Annotated in this window: 13 protein-coding genes; 7 read left to right on the forward strand and 6 right to left on the reverse strand. The window is 54.4% G+C overall.

The genetic code is table 11. The features are described 5' to 3' along the window. The first annotated feature begins 3 nt into the window (after positions 1–3). Positions 4–279: a DUF3572 domain-containing protein gene (locus SMB34_RS00290; protein WP_037987034.1), complete on the forward strand. Its 276-nt coding sequence runs from the start codon at positions 4–6 to the stop codon at positions 277–279. 29 nt (positions 280–308) lie between these two features. Here SMB34_RS00290 and SMB34_RS00295 read toward each other — a convergent pair whose 3' ends face one another. After that, positions 309–845, reverse strand: coding sequence for a GNAT family N-acetyltransferase (locus SMB34_RS00295; protein WP_037987036.1), 537 nt, complete (start codon positions 843–845; stop codon positions 309–311). A 38-nt stretch (positions 846–883) separates the two neighbouring features. Continuing rightward, the gene (locus SMB34_RS00300; protein WP_037987449.1) at positions 884–1714 is read right to left on the reverse strand and encodes an undecaprenyl-diphosphate phosphatase; all 831 of its coding nucleotides are present in this window, start codon (positions 1712–1714) and stop codon (positions 884–886) included. 265 nt (positions 1715–1979) lie between these two features. Here SMB34_RS00300 and SMB34_RS00305 point away from each other — a divergent pair, with 265 nt between their 5' ends. From SMB34_RS00305 to pncB, 3 genes are all read left to right on the forward strand, one after another. After that, positions 1980–3410, forward strand: a complete 1431-nt coding sequence (locus SMB34_RS00305; protein ID WP_007091673.1) for an NAD(P)-dependent oxidoreductase — start codon at positions 1980–1982, stop codon at positions 3408–3410. A 28-nt stretch (positions 3411–3438) separates the two neighbouring features. Beyond that, a complete protein-coding gene (gene gltB / locus SMB34_RS00310; RefSeq protein ID WP_037987038.1) occupies positions 3439–7989 on the forward strand; it encodes a glutamate synthase large subunit in 4551 nt (1516 codons plus the stop codon). A gap of 182 nt (positions 7990–8171) precedes the next feature. After that, a complete protein-coding gene (pncB, locus tag SMB34_RS00315; protein ID WP_037987042.1) occupies positions 8172–9461 on the forward strand; it encodes a nicotinate phosphoribosyltransferase in 1290 nt (429 codons plus the stop codon). A gap of 17 nt (positions 9462–9478) precedes the next feature. Here the strand turns inward: pncB and SMB34_RS00320 are convergent, their stop codons facing one another. The 4 genes from SMB34_RS00320 to SMB34_RS00330 all read right to left on the reverse strand — a co-directional run bounded on the left by SMB34_RS00320 (position 9479) and on the right by SMB34_RS00330 (position 14557). Next, the gene (locus SMB34_RS00320) at positions 9479–9709 is read right to left on the reverse strand and encodes a hypothetical protein (protein ID WP_007091670.1); all 231 of its coding nucleotides are present in this window, start codon (positions 9707–9709) and stop codon (positions 9479–9481) included. Positions 9710–9864: 155 nt separating this feature from the next. Beyond that, positions 9865–10035, reverse strand: a complete 171-nt coding sequence (locus SMB34_RS20985) for a hypothetical protein (protein WP_156962614.1) — start codon at positions 10033–10035, stop codon at positions 9865–9867. 307 nt (positions 10036–10342) lie between these two features. Further along, positions 10343–12700 (reverse strand): ATP-binding protein, encoded by a 2358-nt coding sequence (locus SMB34_RS00325; RefSeq protein ID WP_007091669.1) that lies wholly within the window; start codon positions 12698–12700, stop codon positions 10343–10345. Positions 12701–12745: 45 nt separating this feature from the next. Beyond that, positions 12746–14557: an ABC transporter substrate-binding protein gene (locus SMB34_RS00330; RefSeq protein WP_240478709.1), complete on the reverse strand. Its 1812-nt coding sequence runs from the start codon at positions 14555–14557 to the stop codon at positions 12746–12748. A 616-nt stretch (positions 14558–15173) separates the two neighbouring features. Here SMB34_RS00330 and SMB34_RS00335 point away from each other — a divergent pair. The 3 genes from SMB34_RS00335 to SMB34_RS00345 all read left to right on the forward strand — a co-directional run bounded on the left by SMB34_RS00335 (position 15174) and on the right by SMB34_RS00345 (position 17228). Beyond that, positions 15174–15452, forward strand: a complete 279-nt coding sequence (locus tag SMB34_RS00335) for a hypothetical protein (protein ID WP_037987045.1) — start codon at positions 15174–15176, stop codon at positions 15450–15452. A gap of 91 nt (positions 15453–15543) precedes the next feature. Further along, positions 15544–16758: a hypothetical protein gene (locus SMB34_RS00340; RefSeq protein WP_037987047.1), complete on the forward strand. Its 1215-nt coding sequence runs from the start codon at positions 15544–15546 to the stop codon at positions 16756–16758. Between the two features lie 110 nt (positions 16759–16868). Continuing rightward, positions 16869–17228 carry a TraR/DksA family transcriptional regulator gene (locus SMB34_RS00345; protein ID WP_037987050.1) on the forward strand — a complete coding sequence of 120 codons (360 nt, stop codon included), beginning with the start codon at positions 16869–16871 and terminating at the stop codon, positions 17226–17228. The last annotated feature ends 114 nt before the right edge of the window (positions 17229–17342 follow it).

The following is a 17342-nucleotide window of genomic DNA, read 5'->3' on the forward strand; positions in this document are numbered from 1 at the left end:
ACGATGAACAAGGAAGCAGCAGAAACGCTTGCCATTCGGGCAATCGCGCATATTGCAGGTGATGACGAGTTGCTGGAGGGGCTTTTTGCGCAGACCGGTATGGGGCTTGATGACCTGAAAGCCGGTATTACCAGCAATGAAGTCCAACTGGGTGCGATTGACTTTTTAATGTCGCATGAGCCGTTTTTAGTGCGTTTTGCCGAAGATAGCGGTTATGCACCGGAAGACCCGGCGCGCGCGCAAGTCATTCTTTCGGGTGGGCCGATCTGGCAGGATTGATGCCTTCCGGTCGTGTTGTCGGACCGGATTCATATCATCACGACGGGGGCCGGGCCGATATCGGGCATCGGATCTGTTTTCATCAATCCAAAGATCACCGAATCCCGAATGCCGATATGGGTGTTCCAGGTCCCGCGAAGCAGACCTTCGCGGGTAAAGCCCAGTTTTTCAAATACCCGGATTGATGCAATGTTATCCGGATCTATATCGGCAAAAACGCGACGTGCGCTTGTCGTTTCAAACAGATACCCAACTGCATGGGACAGGGCACGGGCGGCATGGTTTTGCCCGCGTGCCGCAGGGGAAATCATGCAGGCAGCTTCCCACACGTCAGGATCATCGCCGGTATTATAAAGGGCGATGCGGCCAAGGGCCGGGCCATCGGGCGACGCAGCGACCACCCATGACGTTTTTTCAAAGCCGCTGTTCCAGTCTTTGAGCTTTGCGATGGTATCCGCGACCGATGCAAAGGCCGGTTCGGGAAGCCATGTGCAGCATTCCGGATCACCAAAAATAGCGTGGAGAGCCGCACCGTCAGCAACAGGATCAAGCGGACGCAGAAACATTCGGGTTGTCATCGTCAATCACATGGTCAGTTGCGGTTTTACCCAAGGAACGGGATCGGACCGCCGCCATAGCCATAGATCCACACCAGCAAACCGCCGCCCAGAAGGATGCGATAGATTGCGAACGGCGTGAAGGTGGAGCGTTTAAGCCAGCTCATCAGCATGGCAATGGCAATCAGGGCGGTAATGAAGGACAGGCCCGCCGCGAGAAGGACATCCATGGTCAGGGCCATGTCACCGGACTGTTGCAGGTCAATCCCCGCCAGAAGACCCGCGCCCAGAATAACCGGAATCGACAGCAGCATGGAAAACTGTGCGGCATCGGCGCGTTCATAGCCCATCAGGCGTGCGGCCGTCATGGTGATGCCCGAACGGCTGGTGCCGGGAATGAGGGCAATAACCTGTGCAAGGCCGATGAACAGCGCCCCGCCCCAACGCATATGTTCAAGCCGGTTGATCGTCATGCCGATCTTGTCGGCAATCCAAAGCACGATGCCAAATACAAGTGTGGTCCATGCAATGATTTCGACCGAGCGCATCTGTTCTTCGATTCCGGAGACCTTCAGATAGAATCCGACCGCGACAACCGGGATGGTGGCAAGGATGATGTGCAGAGCGAGTCGGGCCCCGGGGTTGATCCGACCGGACAAAAGGAAGAAGAATCCGCCGATCATCGCGAAAACATCGCGCCAGAAATAGATCAGGACGGCGGCCAGTGTACCGACATGAACGGCAACATCTACCAACAAACCCTGATCTGCTGCGCCTGTCAGGGCGGGGGTCAGGATCAGGTGACCCGATGAACTGATGGGCAGGAATTCCGTGATCCCCTGGATGACCGCCAGAAGAATTATATGTTGTAACGTCACCCCGGCCTCGATCGCTGTTATCGGCAAAAACTCACCGCTTATAGCAGCTTAGCGCAAACAGACGAAATGCATTAATAGTACCATTGTGGTACTAATGAAACTTTCTTTCAGCGCTTTAAATCCCGAAATTCCCGATATCCTGATTTTATTTGGGGATATAATGGTCAGCAATGTTGACCTATCATGCATTTTGTGCTGGATTCTTGCAAAACCGGCGCGTATACAAAAGCCAACCCGCAACATAAAACCCTTTTAGAGGGCCGCTATGACAGAAAAGATGCTGAAGTTTGTTCATCTTGAACAAAAATATCCGCACAAGAGAGAAGCATCCGAGCGTCGCACGGACTTCAATGAAATTTACGAAGGTTTCGAGACAGAAGCCGCGGCGGATCAGTCTGCGCGCTGCTCGCAATGTGGCGTGCCGTTCTGTCAGGCCCATTGTCCTTTGTATAATAACATCCCGGACTGGCTGCGCCTGACGACCGAAGGTCGCATGGAAGAAGCCTATGCCATTTCGGCGGCCACCAACAACATGCCCGAAGTGACCGGCCGCATCTGCCCGCAGGATCGCCTGTGCGAAGGCAATTGCGTGATCGAACAGTCAACGCACGGTGCAGTCACGATTGGGTCGGTCGAGAAATACATTACCGATACCGCCTTTGCGAATGGCTGGGTCAAGGCACCCAAGCCGACGCAGGAAAACGGTATGTCGGTCGGGATCATCGGTGGTGGTCCGGCAGGCATGGCGGCGGCGGAACAACTGCGCCTTAAAGGATACGAAGTCCATATCTATGACCGCTATGACCGCATGGGCGGGTTGCTGGTTTACGGTATTCCGGGCTTCAAGCTTGAAAAACATATCGTTGAACGCCGGGTGAAGCTGCTTGAAGAAGGTGGTGTCGTCATGCACACCGAATTCGAGGTTGGCCGCGACGCGACGCTTGATGAACTGCGCCGCAAACATGACAGCGTTCTGATCGCCACGGGTGTTTACAAGTCCCGCGATCTGAAGCTGCCCGGTGTTGGTCTTGGCAATATCTATCCGGCGCTTGAATATCTGACGACGTCGAACCGCATCGGCCTTGGCGACACGGTTGCCGCCTATGACGATGGCACGCTGAATGCCAAAGACAAAAACGTTGTGGTTATTGGCGGTGGCGATACGGCCATGGACTGTGTCCGTACCGCGATCCGTCAAGGTGCGAAATCGGTCAAATGTCTTTATCGCCGTGACCGTGCGAATATGCCGGGGTCCCAGCGCGAAGTGGCCAATGCCGAGGAAGAAGGCGTTGAGTTTGTCTGGCTGACCAACCCGGAAGCCTTTGTTGGCGACGACAAGGTGACCGGTGTGCGTGCGGTCAAGATGCGCCTTGGTGCCCCGGATGCCGGTGGCCGCCAGAGCCCGGAACTGATCGAAGGTTCGAACTACACCATGGATGCCGACATGGTCATTCTGGCACTTGGTTTTGAGCCGGAAGACCTGCCGACCCTGTTTGATGCGCCGGAACTGGGTGTGTCGCGCTGGGGCACGGTTAAAATCGATTTCCGCTCGATGATGACCAATCTGGATGGCGTTTTTGCCGCCGGTGATATTGCGCGCGGTGCGTCTCTGGTGGTTTGGGCCATCCGTGATGGTCGCGATGCGGCTGACCGGATCGATGAATATCTGCTGGCGCGCAAAGAAGCTGCTGCTTAAGCCCGCTGCCGCATTAGGAGAGAGAGTTATGAACAAGATTATTCATGACCGTGGCGCGCAAGAGATCGCCCGTTTTGAAAAGAATGCCGAACATCTGTCGGTAAACGGTATGTATGACCCGGCCGAAGAACATGCCAACTGTGGTGTGGGTCTTGTCGGTGCGATTGATGGCAAGCCGCGTCGCGAGGTGGTTGAAGCCGGTATCGAAGCGCTTAAGGCGATCTGGCATCGTGGTGCCGTTGATGCCGACGGCAAAACCGGCGATGGCGCGGGCATTCACCTGCAAATCCCGCAGGATTTCTTTAAGGCGTATCTGAAGGTTATCAATCAGGAAGCGCCGGAAAGCCTGATTGCGGTTGGTCAGGTATTCCTGCCGCGTATCGATATGTCGGCACAGGAACGGTGCCGTGCCATCGTTGAAACCGAAATCCTGAAACAGGGTTACGGCATTCTTGGCTGGCGTCAGGTTCCGGTGGATGTTTCGGTTATCGGTGAAAAAGCCAACCAGACGCGGCCTGAAATCGAACAGGTTCTGATCGGTGCGCGGGGTGACGTTGATGAAGACCAGTTCGAGGTCGATCTCTACACCATCCGTCGTCGTGTCGAGAAAGCGGTCCTGTCCGAAGCGATCAAGGATTTCTATATCTGTTCGATGTCGTGCCGTTCGATCATCTACAAGGGCATGTTCCTTGCCGAGCAGGTAGATATTTTCTATCCGGATTTGCGTGACGAGCGGTTCGTTTCGAATTTCTGCGTCTATCATCAGCGTTATTCGACCAACACCTTCCCGAGCTGGCCGTTGGCGCAGCCGTTCCGTGTTCTGGCCCATAACGGCGAGATCAACACGCTGCGCGGTAACGTCAACTGGATGAAAAGCCACGAAGCCCGCATGGCGCACGAGGCCTTTTCCGACACCATCGAAGATCTGAAACCGGTCATTCAGCCGGGGTCGTCGGACTCGGCCGCCCTTGATGCCGTGTTCGAACTGATGGTGCGTGCCGGTCGTGACCTGCCGATGGTGAAAACCATGATGGTCCCCGAAGCCTGGTCGAAAAAGGCATCGACGCCGGACAGCTATAAAAACCTTTATGCCTATTGCAACGCGGTGATGGAACCGTGGGACGGCCCGGCGGCACTGGCAGCTTATGGCGGCAAGTGGCTGATGGGTGGTACCGACCGCAATGGTCTTCGTCCGCTGCGTTATGCCGTCACTGGCAATGGTCTTCTGATTGCCGGTTCCGAAGCAGGCATGGTGCATATCGACGAGGAAAGCTGCCTTGAAAAAGGGCGGCTTGGCCCAGGGCAGATGATTGCCATCAACCTTGAGGAAGGCAAGCTGTACCATGACAGCGAGCTTAAGGATAAGCTTGCGAACCGTCGTGACTGGTCGAAATGGGTGGGTCGCACCAAGGTGCTTGATGACCTGATTTCGCCGGAGCACACCGAACCCGCGCGCCTTGGCAAGGAAGCGCTTCTGCGCTTGCAGAAGGCAATGGGGCTTACGCACGAAGACCTTGAACTGATCCTGCATCCTATGGGGGAAGACGGCAAGGAAGCCATTGGCTCGATGGGGGATGATACCCCGCTTGCGATTCTCTCGGATCGGTATCGCGGTTTGCATCACTTCTTCCGTCAGAACTTTTCGCAGGTGACCAACCCGCCGATTGACTCTTTGCGCGAAGCCCGCGTCATGAGCCTGAAAACGCGGCTTGGCAACCTTGGCAACATCCTTGACGAGGATGAAAGCCAGTGCGACCTGCTGCAGCTTGAAAGCCCGGTTCTGACCAATGCCGAATATGACGCAATGCGCGGCTATATGGGCGATACGGCGGTCGAAATCGACACCACGTTCGATATCAATGGCGGCGCATCGGCACTGCGCGATGCGATCACCCGCATCCAGCGCGAAGCCGAAGAAGCGGTTCGTGGCGGTGCGCTTCATATCATCCTGACCGACGAGGGCATTTCGGCCGAGCGTGCCGCAATCCCGATGGTTCTGGCGACGGGCGGTGTGCACAGCTATCTCGTGAAAACGTCGCTGCGTACCTATATCTCGCTTAACGTCCGTTCGGCGGAATGCATGGATGTGCATTACTTTGCGGTTCTGATCGGTGTAGGTGCGACGACGGTGAACGCCTATCTGGCGCAGGAAGGTCTACTGGACCGTTATGCGCGCGGGCTGTTCCCCAATGTCGGCAGCACGGCCGAAGTCATGCAGCGTTTCAAGGCGGCGATTGATGCCGGACTGCTCAAGATCATGTCCAAGATGGGCATTTCGATCATCAGTTCCTATCGCGGTGGCTATAACTTTGAAAGTATTGGTCTGTCGCGGTCGTTGGTGGCGGAATTCTTCCCCGGCATGCCGTCGCGCATTTCGGGTATCGGCCTTCAGGGTATCCAGCGTCGTTGCATTGCCCAGCACAAGGAAGCGTTTAACGGCAATGTTGTGACCCTTCCGGTCGGTGGTCTTTACAAATATCGCCGTTCGGGTGAACGCCATGTCTGGACCGGTCCGCTGATCCACACGTTGCAGTCATCCGTCACCACGGGGTCGTATAATACCTTCCGCAAGTTTTCGGAGGGGCTTCGTTCGCGTGAACCGCTTCATCTTCGTGATTTGCTTGATTTCCGTTCTGACCGCAAACCGGTTCGTCAGGAACAGGTTGAAAGCATCACCGAAATCCGCAAACGGTTCGTTACCCCGGGCATGTCCCACGGTGCGCTTTCGACCGAGGCCCACGAGGCGCTTGCGATTGCGATGAACCGCATCGGTGCGAAATCGAACTCTGGCGAGGGCGGTGAATCGCGTGAACGTTTCCGGCCGCGTTCGAACGGGGATAACGCACGCTCATCGATCAAGCAGGTGGCATCGGGTCGTTTCGGTGTGACTGCCGAATATCTGAACAACTGTGAAGAAATCCAGATCAAGGTCGCCCAGGGTGCAAAACCGGGCGAAGGTGGTCAGCTTCCGGGCTTCAAGGTCACGGTTGAAATCGCACAACTGCGTCATGCGACGCCGGGTGTGACCCTGATTTCGCCGCCGCCGCACCACGATATCTATTCCATCGAAGATCTGGCGCAGCTGATCTATGACCTGAAACAGATCAACCCGCGTTGCCGCGTTTGCGTCAAGCTGGTGTCGCGTTCGGGTGTCGGTACGATTGCGGCCGGTGTGGCAAAGGCAAAGGCCGACGTCATCCTGATTTCGGGATATGATGGCGGTACCGGTGCCAGCCCGCAGACCTCGATCAAATATGCCGGTATTCCTTGGGAAATGGGCCTTTCGGAAGTCAATCAGGTTCTGACGCTGAACAACCTGCGCAGCAAGGTGAAACTGCGTGTTGATGGCGGGTTCAAAACCGGCCGTGACGTGGTGATCGGTGCGATGCTGGGCGCGGAAGAATTCGGTATCGGCACCGCATCCCTGATTGCGCTTGGCTGCATCATGGTGCGTCAGTGCCATTCGAACACCTGCCCGGTTGGCGTTTGTACCCAGGACCCGGCATTGCGTGCCAAGTTCGTCGGTACGGCGGACAAACTGGTCAACCTGTTCACCTTCATGGCCGAAGAGGTCAAGGATATCCTGGCCGAGCTTGGCTATGACAACCTGCAGGAAATCATCGGTCGTTCGGATCTGCTGCAGCAGGTTCACCGCGGTGCGAAGGACCTTGTTGACCTTGACCTGAACCCGCTGCTTGCACAGGCCGATGCCGGTGATCACAAGCGTTACTGCACGATTGAGGGGCGCAACGAAGTGCCCGATACGCTTGACGCCCAGATGATCAAGGATGCGCGTGCATTGCTTGAAGACGGCGAAAAGATGCAACTGCAATACAACATTCAGAACACGCAGCGTGCTATCGGGACGCGTATTTCGTCGCTGATCACGCAGAAATATGGCATGACCGGCCTGAAACCGGGCCATCTGCATGTGCGTTTGCGCGGTTCTGCTGGTCAGTCACTGGGCGCGTTTGCGGTTCAGGGATTGAAAATCGAAGTTCAGGGCGATGCCAACGATTATGTCGGCAAGGGTCTTTCGGGCGGTACCATCGTCTTGCGTCCGCGGCCTTCCAGCCCGCTTAAGACCAACGAAAACACGATTATCGGCAACACCATCCTTTATGGTGCAACGGCGGGCAAGCTGTTTGCTGCCGGTCAGGCCGGGGAACGTTTCTGCGTTCGTAACTCGGGCGCAACCGTGGTGGTTGAAGGATGTGGTTCGAACGGTTGTGAATACATGACCGGCGGTACCGCCGTGATCCTTGGCGCGGTTGGTGAGAACTTCGGTGCTGGCATGACCGGCGGCATGGCGTTCATCTATGACGTCGAGGGCACCTTTGGCGATGTCGTCAACGATGGCTCCATCCTGTACCAGCGTATTGAAACCCAGCATTGGGACGAAGTCTGTCGTTCGCTGATTGAAGAGCATGTTGCGGAAACCGATAGCGGTTTTGCACGCACCATCCTTGACAATTGGGATCGCGAACGCGGCAATTTCTGGCAGATCGTGCCGAAAGAAATCGTCGACAAGCTGGAAAACCCCATTCGCTCGATGAGCGAAAACCAGGCAACTGCGTGAACCCTTTTTCACGCTTTTGCGCAAGCTCCCTTGTCCATACACCCGGACAAACAAACTGGCCCCGTACTTTGTACGGGGCTTCTTTTTTTTGCCGGTCGGGATGTTTGCGGGGTGGCGCTTTCGCCGGGGGACATTGATACTTATGTCAAAGCGAACATCTTTGCCAATCTGACAGGTGGTTCATGACCGTTACCGATATTGCCACACGGACCTATAACCACAATTTCAAGCTTGATCCGATCATCCGCAGTCTTCTGGATACCGATTTTTACAAGCTTCTGATGTTGCAGGCGATCTGGCAGGAACATCCGGATGTGGAGGTTATCTTTTCGCTGATCAATCGCAGCCATCATATAAGGCTTGGCGATATCATCGATGAAGGCGAATTACGCGCGCAGCTTGACCATGCGCGCAGCCTGCGTTTTACCCGCCAGGAACTGATCTGGCTGGGGGGGGCGACATTTTACGGGCGCAGCCATATGTTCAAGCCGGAATTTATTCGCTGGCTTGGCGATTTCCAATTGCCGGAATATGAACTGCGCAAGATCGACGGGCAGTTTGAACTGCATTTTACGGGGCCATGGACGCATAGTTCTATGTGGGAAACACCGGCCCTTGCGATCATTACCGAATTGCGGTCGCGTGCTGTGTTGCGCAATCGCGGGCGGTTCGAACTTGATGTGCTGTATGCGCGTGCCAAGGCCAAGCTTTGGGAAAAGGTTGAGCGGCTTCGCGATTTGCCAGACCTTGTTCTGGCCGATTTCGGCACCCGGCGGCGGCATGGTTTTTTGTGGCAGCGCTGGTGTGTCGAGGCCCTGAAAGAAGGGATCGGCAACCGGTTCATCGGCACGTCAAATGTGTTGCTGGCAATGACCGCGGATATCGAGGCGATTGGTACCAATGCCCATGAATTGCCGATGGTCGAAGCGGCGATTTCCAAAAATGATGACGAACTTGCGGCTTCGCCTTATCGGGTGCTGGAGCAATGGCGCCAGCATTACAGCGGCAATCTTCTGATCGCGTTGCCCGATACATATGGAACGGCGGCGTTCCTAGAAGGCGCGCCCGACTGGCTGGCGGACTGGACCGGATTTCGCCCCGACAGTGCGCCACCGATTGAGGGTGGCGAACAGATCATCCGATGGTGGGAAGAACATGGCAGGGACCCGCGCGAGAAGCTTCTGGTGTTTTCTGACAATCTCGACATTGATGCGATTATCGAAACCTATCTGCATTTCCATGGCCGGGTCCGTATGAGCTTTGGCTGGGGCACGAACCTGACCAATGATTTTCGCGGTTGTGATCCGGCGGGGGAACAAGGGCTTGAGCCGATGTCACTGGTGTGCAAGGTGACAAGTGCCAATGGTCATCCGGCGGTCAAGCTTTCAGACAATCCGGAAAAGATTTCTGGCGATCCCAGGCAGGTCGAACGTTACATCCGGGTTTTTGGTCATCCCACAAGGCAAGGATAGGCCGGGATAAGGCCTGATCAAAGGACAATGTTCAGATATGTCCCGCGCCGCGCGTTGTGGTCAATCTGGTCAGCAGCGATCAGATTGCGCAGACGGGCAAGTTGGGCGGCGATGAAGCTGTCGGATGAAGGTTGATCCATGTTCGCGGCAACACGGCCGCGCGTACCCGAAGGCACGCCTTGCGGCATGGATCGGGCATCAAGAAGGCCCGTTTGTGTGGCGCTGCTGCCAATCCGGTTGGTTGCCATGAGTTTATCCGTTCTGAAACTGCAAAAACATTAGCATGATCAACGGGTTTTGTCATGACGTTGAAGCGGGTAGCGGGTGGGACCGCTGTGGACAGGGACGCACACAGAAAAAGGGGTGGTCAAAACCACCCAAGGAAGCTAACGAGAGGGAAAAATCACGCTAGAAGATTGACGCGGGTGCCACGTGGGCCGCTGGTTTCAAGTGGCTGATAGTCGGTGATAATCGACCCAATCATTTCGGTAAGGCCTTGTGCCTTCTTGGTTGCAGACATTGCCGCATCAAGCGGCGCAGATACACCAGTTCCGGGTGTGATTGCGTTACTCACGGCTTGAGCTGCTGAACTCAGTCCTGAACCTACTGAACCGACCATTGTGTCCTCGCCTCAAATTTCGTGAAGTTGAGTATCTGTAAAATCAGATATTGCTGCTTCTGACTTAGAGATTAGGTTTCAATTAACACTTTTAAAGTGACAGCTGTCACAATGTGGCATTTGAACCCGATGACATTTTTGTGAGCCTTTTTATATCAATGGGTTATCTATGGCTGGAATAATAAAATTTTTGCGTGCGGGGGGGGCTTGCCGTGCGGAAGACCAGAACATTGGATGAGCTTGAACGAATCGAACAAGGTTTCTAAAGACGCTGGCGTTCGGTTTTATGGGCCAGGGCCTCGTGAATGGCTTTTTGCAATTGGGCCGGGCGGAACGGTTTTTTGACAAAGATATAGTCGCCCAGCATCTTTTCCATTTCCTTGCGTGTGCGTGCCGGATAGCCCGACATGAAGACGACGGCCAGATCGGGATATTGACGTTGTGCTTCGATCGCAAGTTGCGGTCCGCTCAGTCCCGACATCACAACGTCGGTCAGAATGACATCAATGCGATCTGTTTTCTGGGATTCGGTAATGATTTGTAGGGCTTCTTCGGCACTGCGGGCCACAAGGGCATCAAAGCCGGCATCTTCAAGGATGATCTTGGCGGTCGTGCGCAGGGATTGCTCATCATCAACAATCAGAACCCGTTCGCCATTGCCCGGAAAATAGTCGATTTCCTGCAAGGCGGATGCCTTGACCTTTCCGGCTTCGGAGCGCGGCAGATAGATCGAGAAGGTCGTGCCTTCGCCCTCGACGCTTTCGACATCGATAAAGCCGTTCGATTCTTCGACCCAGCTATGAACAATCGACAGTCCTAGCCCGGTGCCCTTGCCGGGTTCCTTGGTCGAGAAGAAGGGTTCGAAGATGTTGCCAAGAATGTCGGCAGGGATGCCCGTGCCGGTATCCTGAACTGTTACCACGACATAGTCGCCTGCGGCGGCCTTCGGGAAGATGTCATCTTCGTCATCGGGGGAGCGTTCATCCGCAGGCGGGATTGTCGCGCCATAGCAGGAAATCTGCAATGTACCGCCATCGGGCATCGCATCACGGGCATTGATCGCAAGGTTCAGGATGCAGGCCGAAAGCTGTGTCGGATCAACGCAGGTGTAAAGCGGAGCATCATTGGCCCAGATTTGCAATTCAATACGGTGTTCCAGCAGCGTGATCAGCAGCTTTTCCATTTCGGTAATGGCTGTATCGACCTGAACGACGGTCGGCTGATCAATCCGGCGGCGCGAGAACATCAGAAGCTGATCGGCAACACTGGTGGCGCGTTCGCCAAGGGAAATCACGTGATCCAGATATTCCTTGACCCGTTCCGGATCATCAATTTTGGCGCGAGCTACTTCGGCAAAGCTTAGAATACCTGCAAGGCAATTGTTGAATTCATGCGCCACGCCGCCTGCCATCTGACCGACGGCTTCGAGTTTTTGTGACGTGGCGAGCTGACGTTGCAGGGCATGCTGTTCTTCGGTCGCGCGGTGCTGTGATGTGACGTCACTACCGGTGCCACGATACCCCTTGAACGAGCCATCAAGATCAAAAACCGGGACGCCATTGATGCGCCCGAAATGTTTTTGTCCGTCCCGCGACATCCAGGAAAATTCGAAATTCTGGAATGCAAGATGACTTTCGAGCCGTTTGATCAGACTGTTCCAGCTATGATCTGTTTCGGCTTTGAGGCCCAGTTTGTCAAAGGATTGACCCTGCGGGGAGCCGTTCAGTTCTTCGATCAACTGATAGAATTTGTAGGATGCAAACGCGATTTTAAGGTCCGGCCCCATTTCCCAGTACCAGTCGGCGGACGACAGGGTAAAGTCGCGGAAACGTTCCTCGCTATCGCGAAGGGCCTCTTGGGCGATCTGGTGCTGGTTGGTGCGCCGCTCCAGGCTTTCGGCCATGGTGTTCAGGCCACGTTCAAGCGCGCCGATTTCGTCGCGACCAGCCGGTTTCAGTCGGGCACTGAGCTTTCCAAACTGGATTTCAGAAACAAATTGCGCTGCCGTGATCAGGCGACGCAGAACGGTTTGCTGCATGAAAAGGAAAATCAGTCCCGACGTCATCAGAATGCACAGAACCGAGCCGATCAGCAGAACCGACTGCATCTGTCGCTGGCTTTGTTCCAGACCGAGGGTCGAGACCTTGAAATAAGCAAACATGAAGGGCTGGTTGGCATTCAGGCTGAACAGGGGTGTGATGCTGACCATGTTGCGGCCATCCGGGCCATCGGTGGTAAACAGCACCTGACTGCGCAAATCAGCAGAAAGCCGGTCTTTGGGGAAATCCGGGACAGAGGCAATATCGGATCCGATCAGCATCGGGTCCATAGCGTGATAGATCGTACCATCAAAGCCTATCGCCATGGCTTCGCGAAGATGCGGTCCCAACAGCAGTTCAAGCTGCTTGGGATCGCTAATGACGGAAATCTTGAGCTGTTCATCCTGAATCAGGCGACCGGGCGCACTGATCTGTTCGGCGATCCGCCGATCAATTTCTGCACCGAAATATTGAACATAGTAACCACCAAATAGGCCAAGCAGTATGGTTTCGACAATGACAATTGCGATCCCGATCTTGAAAACCAGACTGCCAAACAGGCGGTCAAAAAGCTTCTTCACGCCAACCTCTAAACCCTGGCCCAGCCTGATTGCCGGCGAATTCTGTTATTGGCTCTCAAGATAATACTGGGATGGATTGGTTGGTGCCGGTGTGGCATAGCTCCAAGCCGCCGGGATGACCTTGGGAACATTCTTGAAGTTCTTTGCCACCAGCCCTTTGCGATTGGGCGGCAAGGCAATTCCTATAACGTAAAACTGATTTGCGCTGATGTCGAGAATATCGCGCATAAGTTTATTCTGTTTTTCTGCATCTGCGGTGGCTTTCAACTGGTTATAGAGTTCCAGTTGACGGATAACCTCGGCCGGGGGCTCAACCGCGTCGGGATTTTCCGGGTCGGAATACCATTGTGCCCAACCGGTGGCGTACCAGGATGATTCACTGGATACCGGCAGGTAGTTGATCGGCAGAACCATGGCATCAAGCCCGCCATCACCGCCCCATGCGCTGGCATGGTGATTGTTTTTTTCACGCATATCGACAAATACATCACGCGATAAGTCGCGGGCCGTCACATCAAGGCCGACATCACGCCAGTAATCGATAACGGCAGAGAGCATTTCGAAGCGGGATGCGCCTTCGGTATCGATGGTAAAGGACAGCCTTTTGCCATCGGGACGCAGAAGGAAACCTTCGTCGTCTTTGCGTGTCAAACCGGCATTCGCCAGATGGCTTGCGGCAAGTACCGGATCATAGGTAATGAACTGGCGTGCGAGAACCGTGTGGTATAGCGGGCTTTCGGGACGTGGTGCTGCCTGATGGGGCAGGGCACCGGGAACGAACCGGCCAATGATGCTGTCGCGGTCGATGGCATGCGACAGGGCCACGCGGAATTCCTTGTTCTGGAATATGTCGCGAAGCACCGGGTCCCTGTCGTTCAGATTAAGCGACAGGGTCAGGATATTCATGTCGCTTTCAATCAGCGTGAAGGATTGCAGATTGTTATTGGCCGCAAGAATTTCGTCCACGCGGCGGCCAATATGGCGTTCCTGCATATTGACCCTGCCTGTGATGGCGGTGTCACCGGCTTCATCTTTGCTGCCGACCAGATCAAAGGAAACCCGATCAATATAGGGTAACTGACGTCCGCCCGGATCGATTTTCCAATAAAACGGATTGCGAACCGCAACCAGCGGATCGTCTTTGCCATATGTCCCGGTCAGACTCCAGCCGTTCAGGGTCGGAACCTGCGGGTTCATCCAGCGACTGGGATCGTCTATGGTGCCCGGCGTTCCGAACACCGAAAGGAAGCGATCTTTCCAATCCTTGAAGCCAAGCTTTTGCGCATCGGCATCTGCGTGCCTGTTATATTTCGGAAGCAGGGGCCTCAGGAAATGGGCGGGATAGCTTACCGGTTCGACACCTTCGGGCCGGGCAAGAAAGGTCGGAAACAGCCCATAGGGCGTGTCGAAGCGGAACGCGACCGTGGTTTCGTCGATTTTTTCAACATGCACCGGATTTCCGCCCGCGGTCAGCCATTCAGGCGTCGCATTGCCAAAAGCCGGATTGCGTAAAATGTCGTCGTACCAGAAGGATATATCCTCGGCGGTAAAAGGCGCACCATCTGACCAGCGCATGCCCGGACGCAACCGGAAGACAAATTCCGTGGCGTCACTGTTGGCCTGCATCGAAAGAGCAACGTTGGGAACCGTGTCTGTCCATTGCGGGGTCCAGCGCAGAAGCGGTTCATAGCCGATCGTCCTGATCAGAAGGGCGTGATCGCGTTCTGAATTTTGCGCCATCATCCAGGTGCCGCCATACTGGCCAAGCTTGTCAGTCGGGGTAACAATCATCGGGGTCTTGGGCAGGCGTTCTGCGGCCGGGGGCAATGTGCCGTTCACCACCATCTCGGCAAGCATCGGCGCTTCGCCGAATTCGGCTGCATATGCATTATTCCGGGGCGCGGTCAAAACCACGGCCAGCAATAATAGCAGCGATATAAAGCAACCCACTACCCTGTACACTTCGGGCTTCCCCTGAATTTCTTATGCTTATCGAAAGGTATCGATTATCCTACTCTTAGGTGGTGAATATCCTAAAGCCATTTCCGGGTAAAGTTCTGAAAGCGGATTTTCCCCTGATCTTTTAAAGATGCGCGAGCTGTTCGTTTTTACAACGCAAAGGCGGATAATTTTCCTATTTGCACCTTTTGGGATCGATAAACAACATATCGGTCCGCCGTGTTTTCGCTTGAACCACGTGAAATGAAGCGATTGAAGGGCCCCGGTTACGCCAAGGTCAAGAGTTTTGACCTTGATCTGTGCCGGTTTCCCGACCATTTGGACAGGAATGATCTTTTGCCCCGATCAACGGCGAATTCGACTAAAGTTTAACACAACCTAATATGGGTACTGCCATCATATAAGTTTTCGGTGATCAATTTCGTTCTGGGCCGTTTCGTGGGGCATTTGACGTCAAAGACACCAATTGTGATTCTTCTTGTCAGAACGAGCGGATCGGAGAGACAATTTCTGAATGGCAAAAAAATCTGCATCATCCGGGCAGGCTTCTTCTGATCCGGGGTATCTGCCCGGGCCAAAGCCGTCGGCACCGATCCCACGTTATCAGCCGGGATCATCACCGTGCCGTCATCGCCCGAACGATGAGGGAGATGGTATTGATGCTTACAGTTTTTCTGTGGCCGGTATCGACGGGAAAATTGATCGTCGCAAGGCCAATATTGCAAACCGGATTGTCGATACCGATCCTGGACAGGCATTGCGTGTGATCAGAAATTGGTTGGCCCAGAACTGATGGTCGTTTCTGATCTTTGTTTCTGTTTCACTTTGCATTTCGGGCGGCACCTGTTTTAAGTCGTCGAACACACCGATGACAGGGGGCCAGCGTGACAGATTTCAATTCCTTGATAGAGCAGCAGTTCAGTGCTTTTGATCCGGACTATTCCGATAGAAAAGGTGCCTATGCCGACAAGCTTGCCCCGCTGGAAGAAAAACTGATTGCGGCCCAGCAGACCGGCAACAGCATGGCCGCGTCCGATCAGTATATGATCGAGTGCAAGTGGTTGCTGCTTTATACCGCTGACTGGGATGGGCTGGAAAAGAAGATAGCCCAGTTTGAAAAATCGCTGAAAAACAAGGATCAGGACTGGGCCGAGGAACAGGTGGCAAGCGATGGTTCCTGGGGACCATGCTATGACCAGTGGTTCCTGAAGGTGGATGCGATGATCGATGCGATCAACGCGCTGGCAGACGAGGGGATTGCACCGGATTATCCGCTGACTTTTCTGTCGCCGATTGCCAAACCCGCCGATCTTGTTGCCTGGCTGGACAGTCAGAAAACATCACGGATTTTTGCCGATGGTCTGGATCGCCGCGATGCATTGGGCGCGGTCAGTGCCGCCTTGTCGGAAATGTGCTTCAAAAGCGAAATCCGCGATTATTTCCGCCAGTATGTCAAAGGTTTCGATCTTAGCGACGATTATATCGCAGTTTATAAAAGCTGGCTGGATGATTGGCAGGACGCGCAATCGGGATATTGGGGCGGCTGGTTTGAAACAGATACGGGCGATATTCTGAAAAGCCCGGACCTTAGCCTGACGTTCCACAATATTTCGTATCAGCATGGCAAGGTCGGGCTTTGGCCCGCTATTTTCAAAACGACACTGGCGATCCGTGATGATGCCTATCCGTTTGGCTGGAAGCACAATGGTGACTTCAACAATCACAACAATTATGACGTTGCCAAAATCTTTGACCTTGGCTGGGCGGAAGTCGACAGCGATAGCCAGAAATTGGCATCAGCCGATATTTCCACGATCATGGACTGGTGTCTGACCAAATCCATGACGCCGGATGGCGGATTCATCGATGACCCGACTTTTTATAATTCGGTCGGGGCGGCGTATTATTATGGTGTGTCGTTCCTTGATCAGATTGGATATTTCGGCACCGATATTCCGTTCTGGACAGACCATGCCTTTGCCGATGGTCCTGCACTGTGCTGCAAGATCCAGAAAAAGATGAAGGCCGAAAAACTCGATGATGACGAAGCGGAGGCGGCGATGGAGAAGCTGTTGGATGCCTGCGGAAACTGTGGCTAGGCAAGGCTGAATGCCGGGGTGGAACAAATTCGTATCCCCCCTTGGCGAAATGCATCGGTTGCTACCCATATATATGTTTTATGGCGGCAACAAATCGGTGAGGGACCAGAATGTCTGAGCGTAGCGATATTGACATTGCATTCTTGCGTCAGCGACTTGAAGACCGACGCGCGGATATAAATGCCCATTCAAATCATTCGGAAGATTATCGAAAGCCGGTCGAGCTTGATCAGCAGGCCGTCGGCCGCCTGTCACGGATGGATGCGCTTCAGGATCAGCAAATGCATCTGGAACAGGAGCGTCGTCGTGCTGCCGAACTTGATCGCATCGAAAAGACGCTGGCCCGGATCGAGCATGCCGATTACGGCTTCTGCCACAATTGTGGCGAAGAAATCGAGAAGAAGCGCCTGGAATTTGACCCGACCACACCGCTTTGCGTTGATTGCGCTGCCCATGTCAAACACAGTTAGGGACGGATTGATCAAACCGGTCAGACCGAATTAACGTATCGATTATATGGCAGTTCAAAGCGCGAAACGTACCGAAACGACCCTATTGAATACGTGGGGCATGGGCACATTATG

It is taken from the genome of Thalassospira permensis NBRC 106175, assembly GCF_000714555.1.
GTDB classification, from domain to species: domain Bacteria; phylum Pseudomonadota; class Alphaproteobacteria; order Rhodospirillales; family Thalassospiraceae; genus Thalassospira; species Thalassospira xiamenensis.

Excerpts from the sequence above, each read along its gene's own strand:
- SMB34_RS00290 (WP_037987034.1), top strand. The coding sequence starts at position 4 with ATGAACAAGGAAGCAGCAGAAACGCTTGCCATTCGGGCAATCGCGCAT.
- SMB34_RS00295 (WP_037987036.1), bottom strand. The coding sequence starts at position 845 with ATGTTTCTGCGTCCGCTTGATCCTGTTGCTGACGGTGCGGCTCTCCAC.
- SMB34_RS00305 (WP_007091673.1), top strand. The coding sequence starts at position 1,980 with ATGACAGAAAAGATGCTGAAGTTTGTTCATCTTGAACAAAAATATCCG.
- gltB (WP_037987038.1), top strand. The coding sequence starts at position 3,439 with ATGAACAAGATTATTCATGACCGTGGCGCGCAAGAGATCGCCCGTTTT.
- pncB (WP_037987042.1), top strand. The coding sequence starts at position 8,172 with ATGACCGTTACCGATATTGCCACACGGACCTATAACCACAATTTCAAG.
- SMB34_RS00320 (WP_007091670.1), bottom strand. The coding sequence starts at position 9,709 with ATGGCAACCAACCGGATTGGCAGCAGCGCCACACAAACGGGCCTTCTT.
- SMB34_RS00330 (WP_240478709.1), bottom strand. The coding sequence starts at position 14,557 with ATGCTTGCCGAGATGGTGGTGAACGGCACATTGCCCCCGGCCGCAGAA.
- SMB34_RS00335 (WP_037987045.1), top strand. The coding sequence starts at position 15,174 with ATGGCAAAAAAATCTGCATCATCCGGGCAGGCTTCTTCTGATCCGGGG.
- SMB34_RS00345 (WP_037987050.1), top strand. The coding sequence starts at position 16,869 with ATGTCTGAGCGTAGCGATATTGACATTGCATTCTTGCGTCAGCGACTT.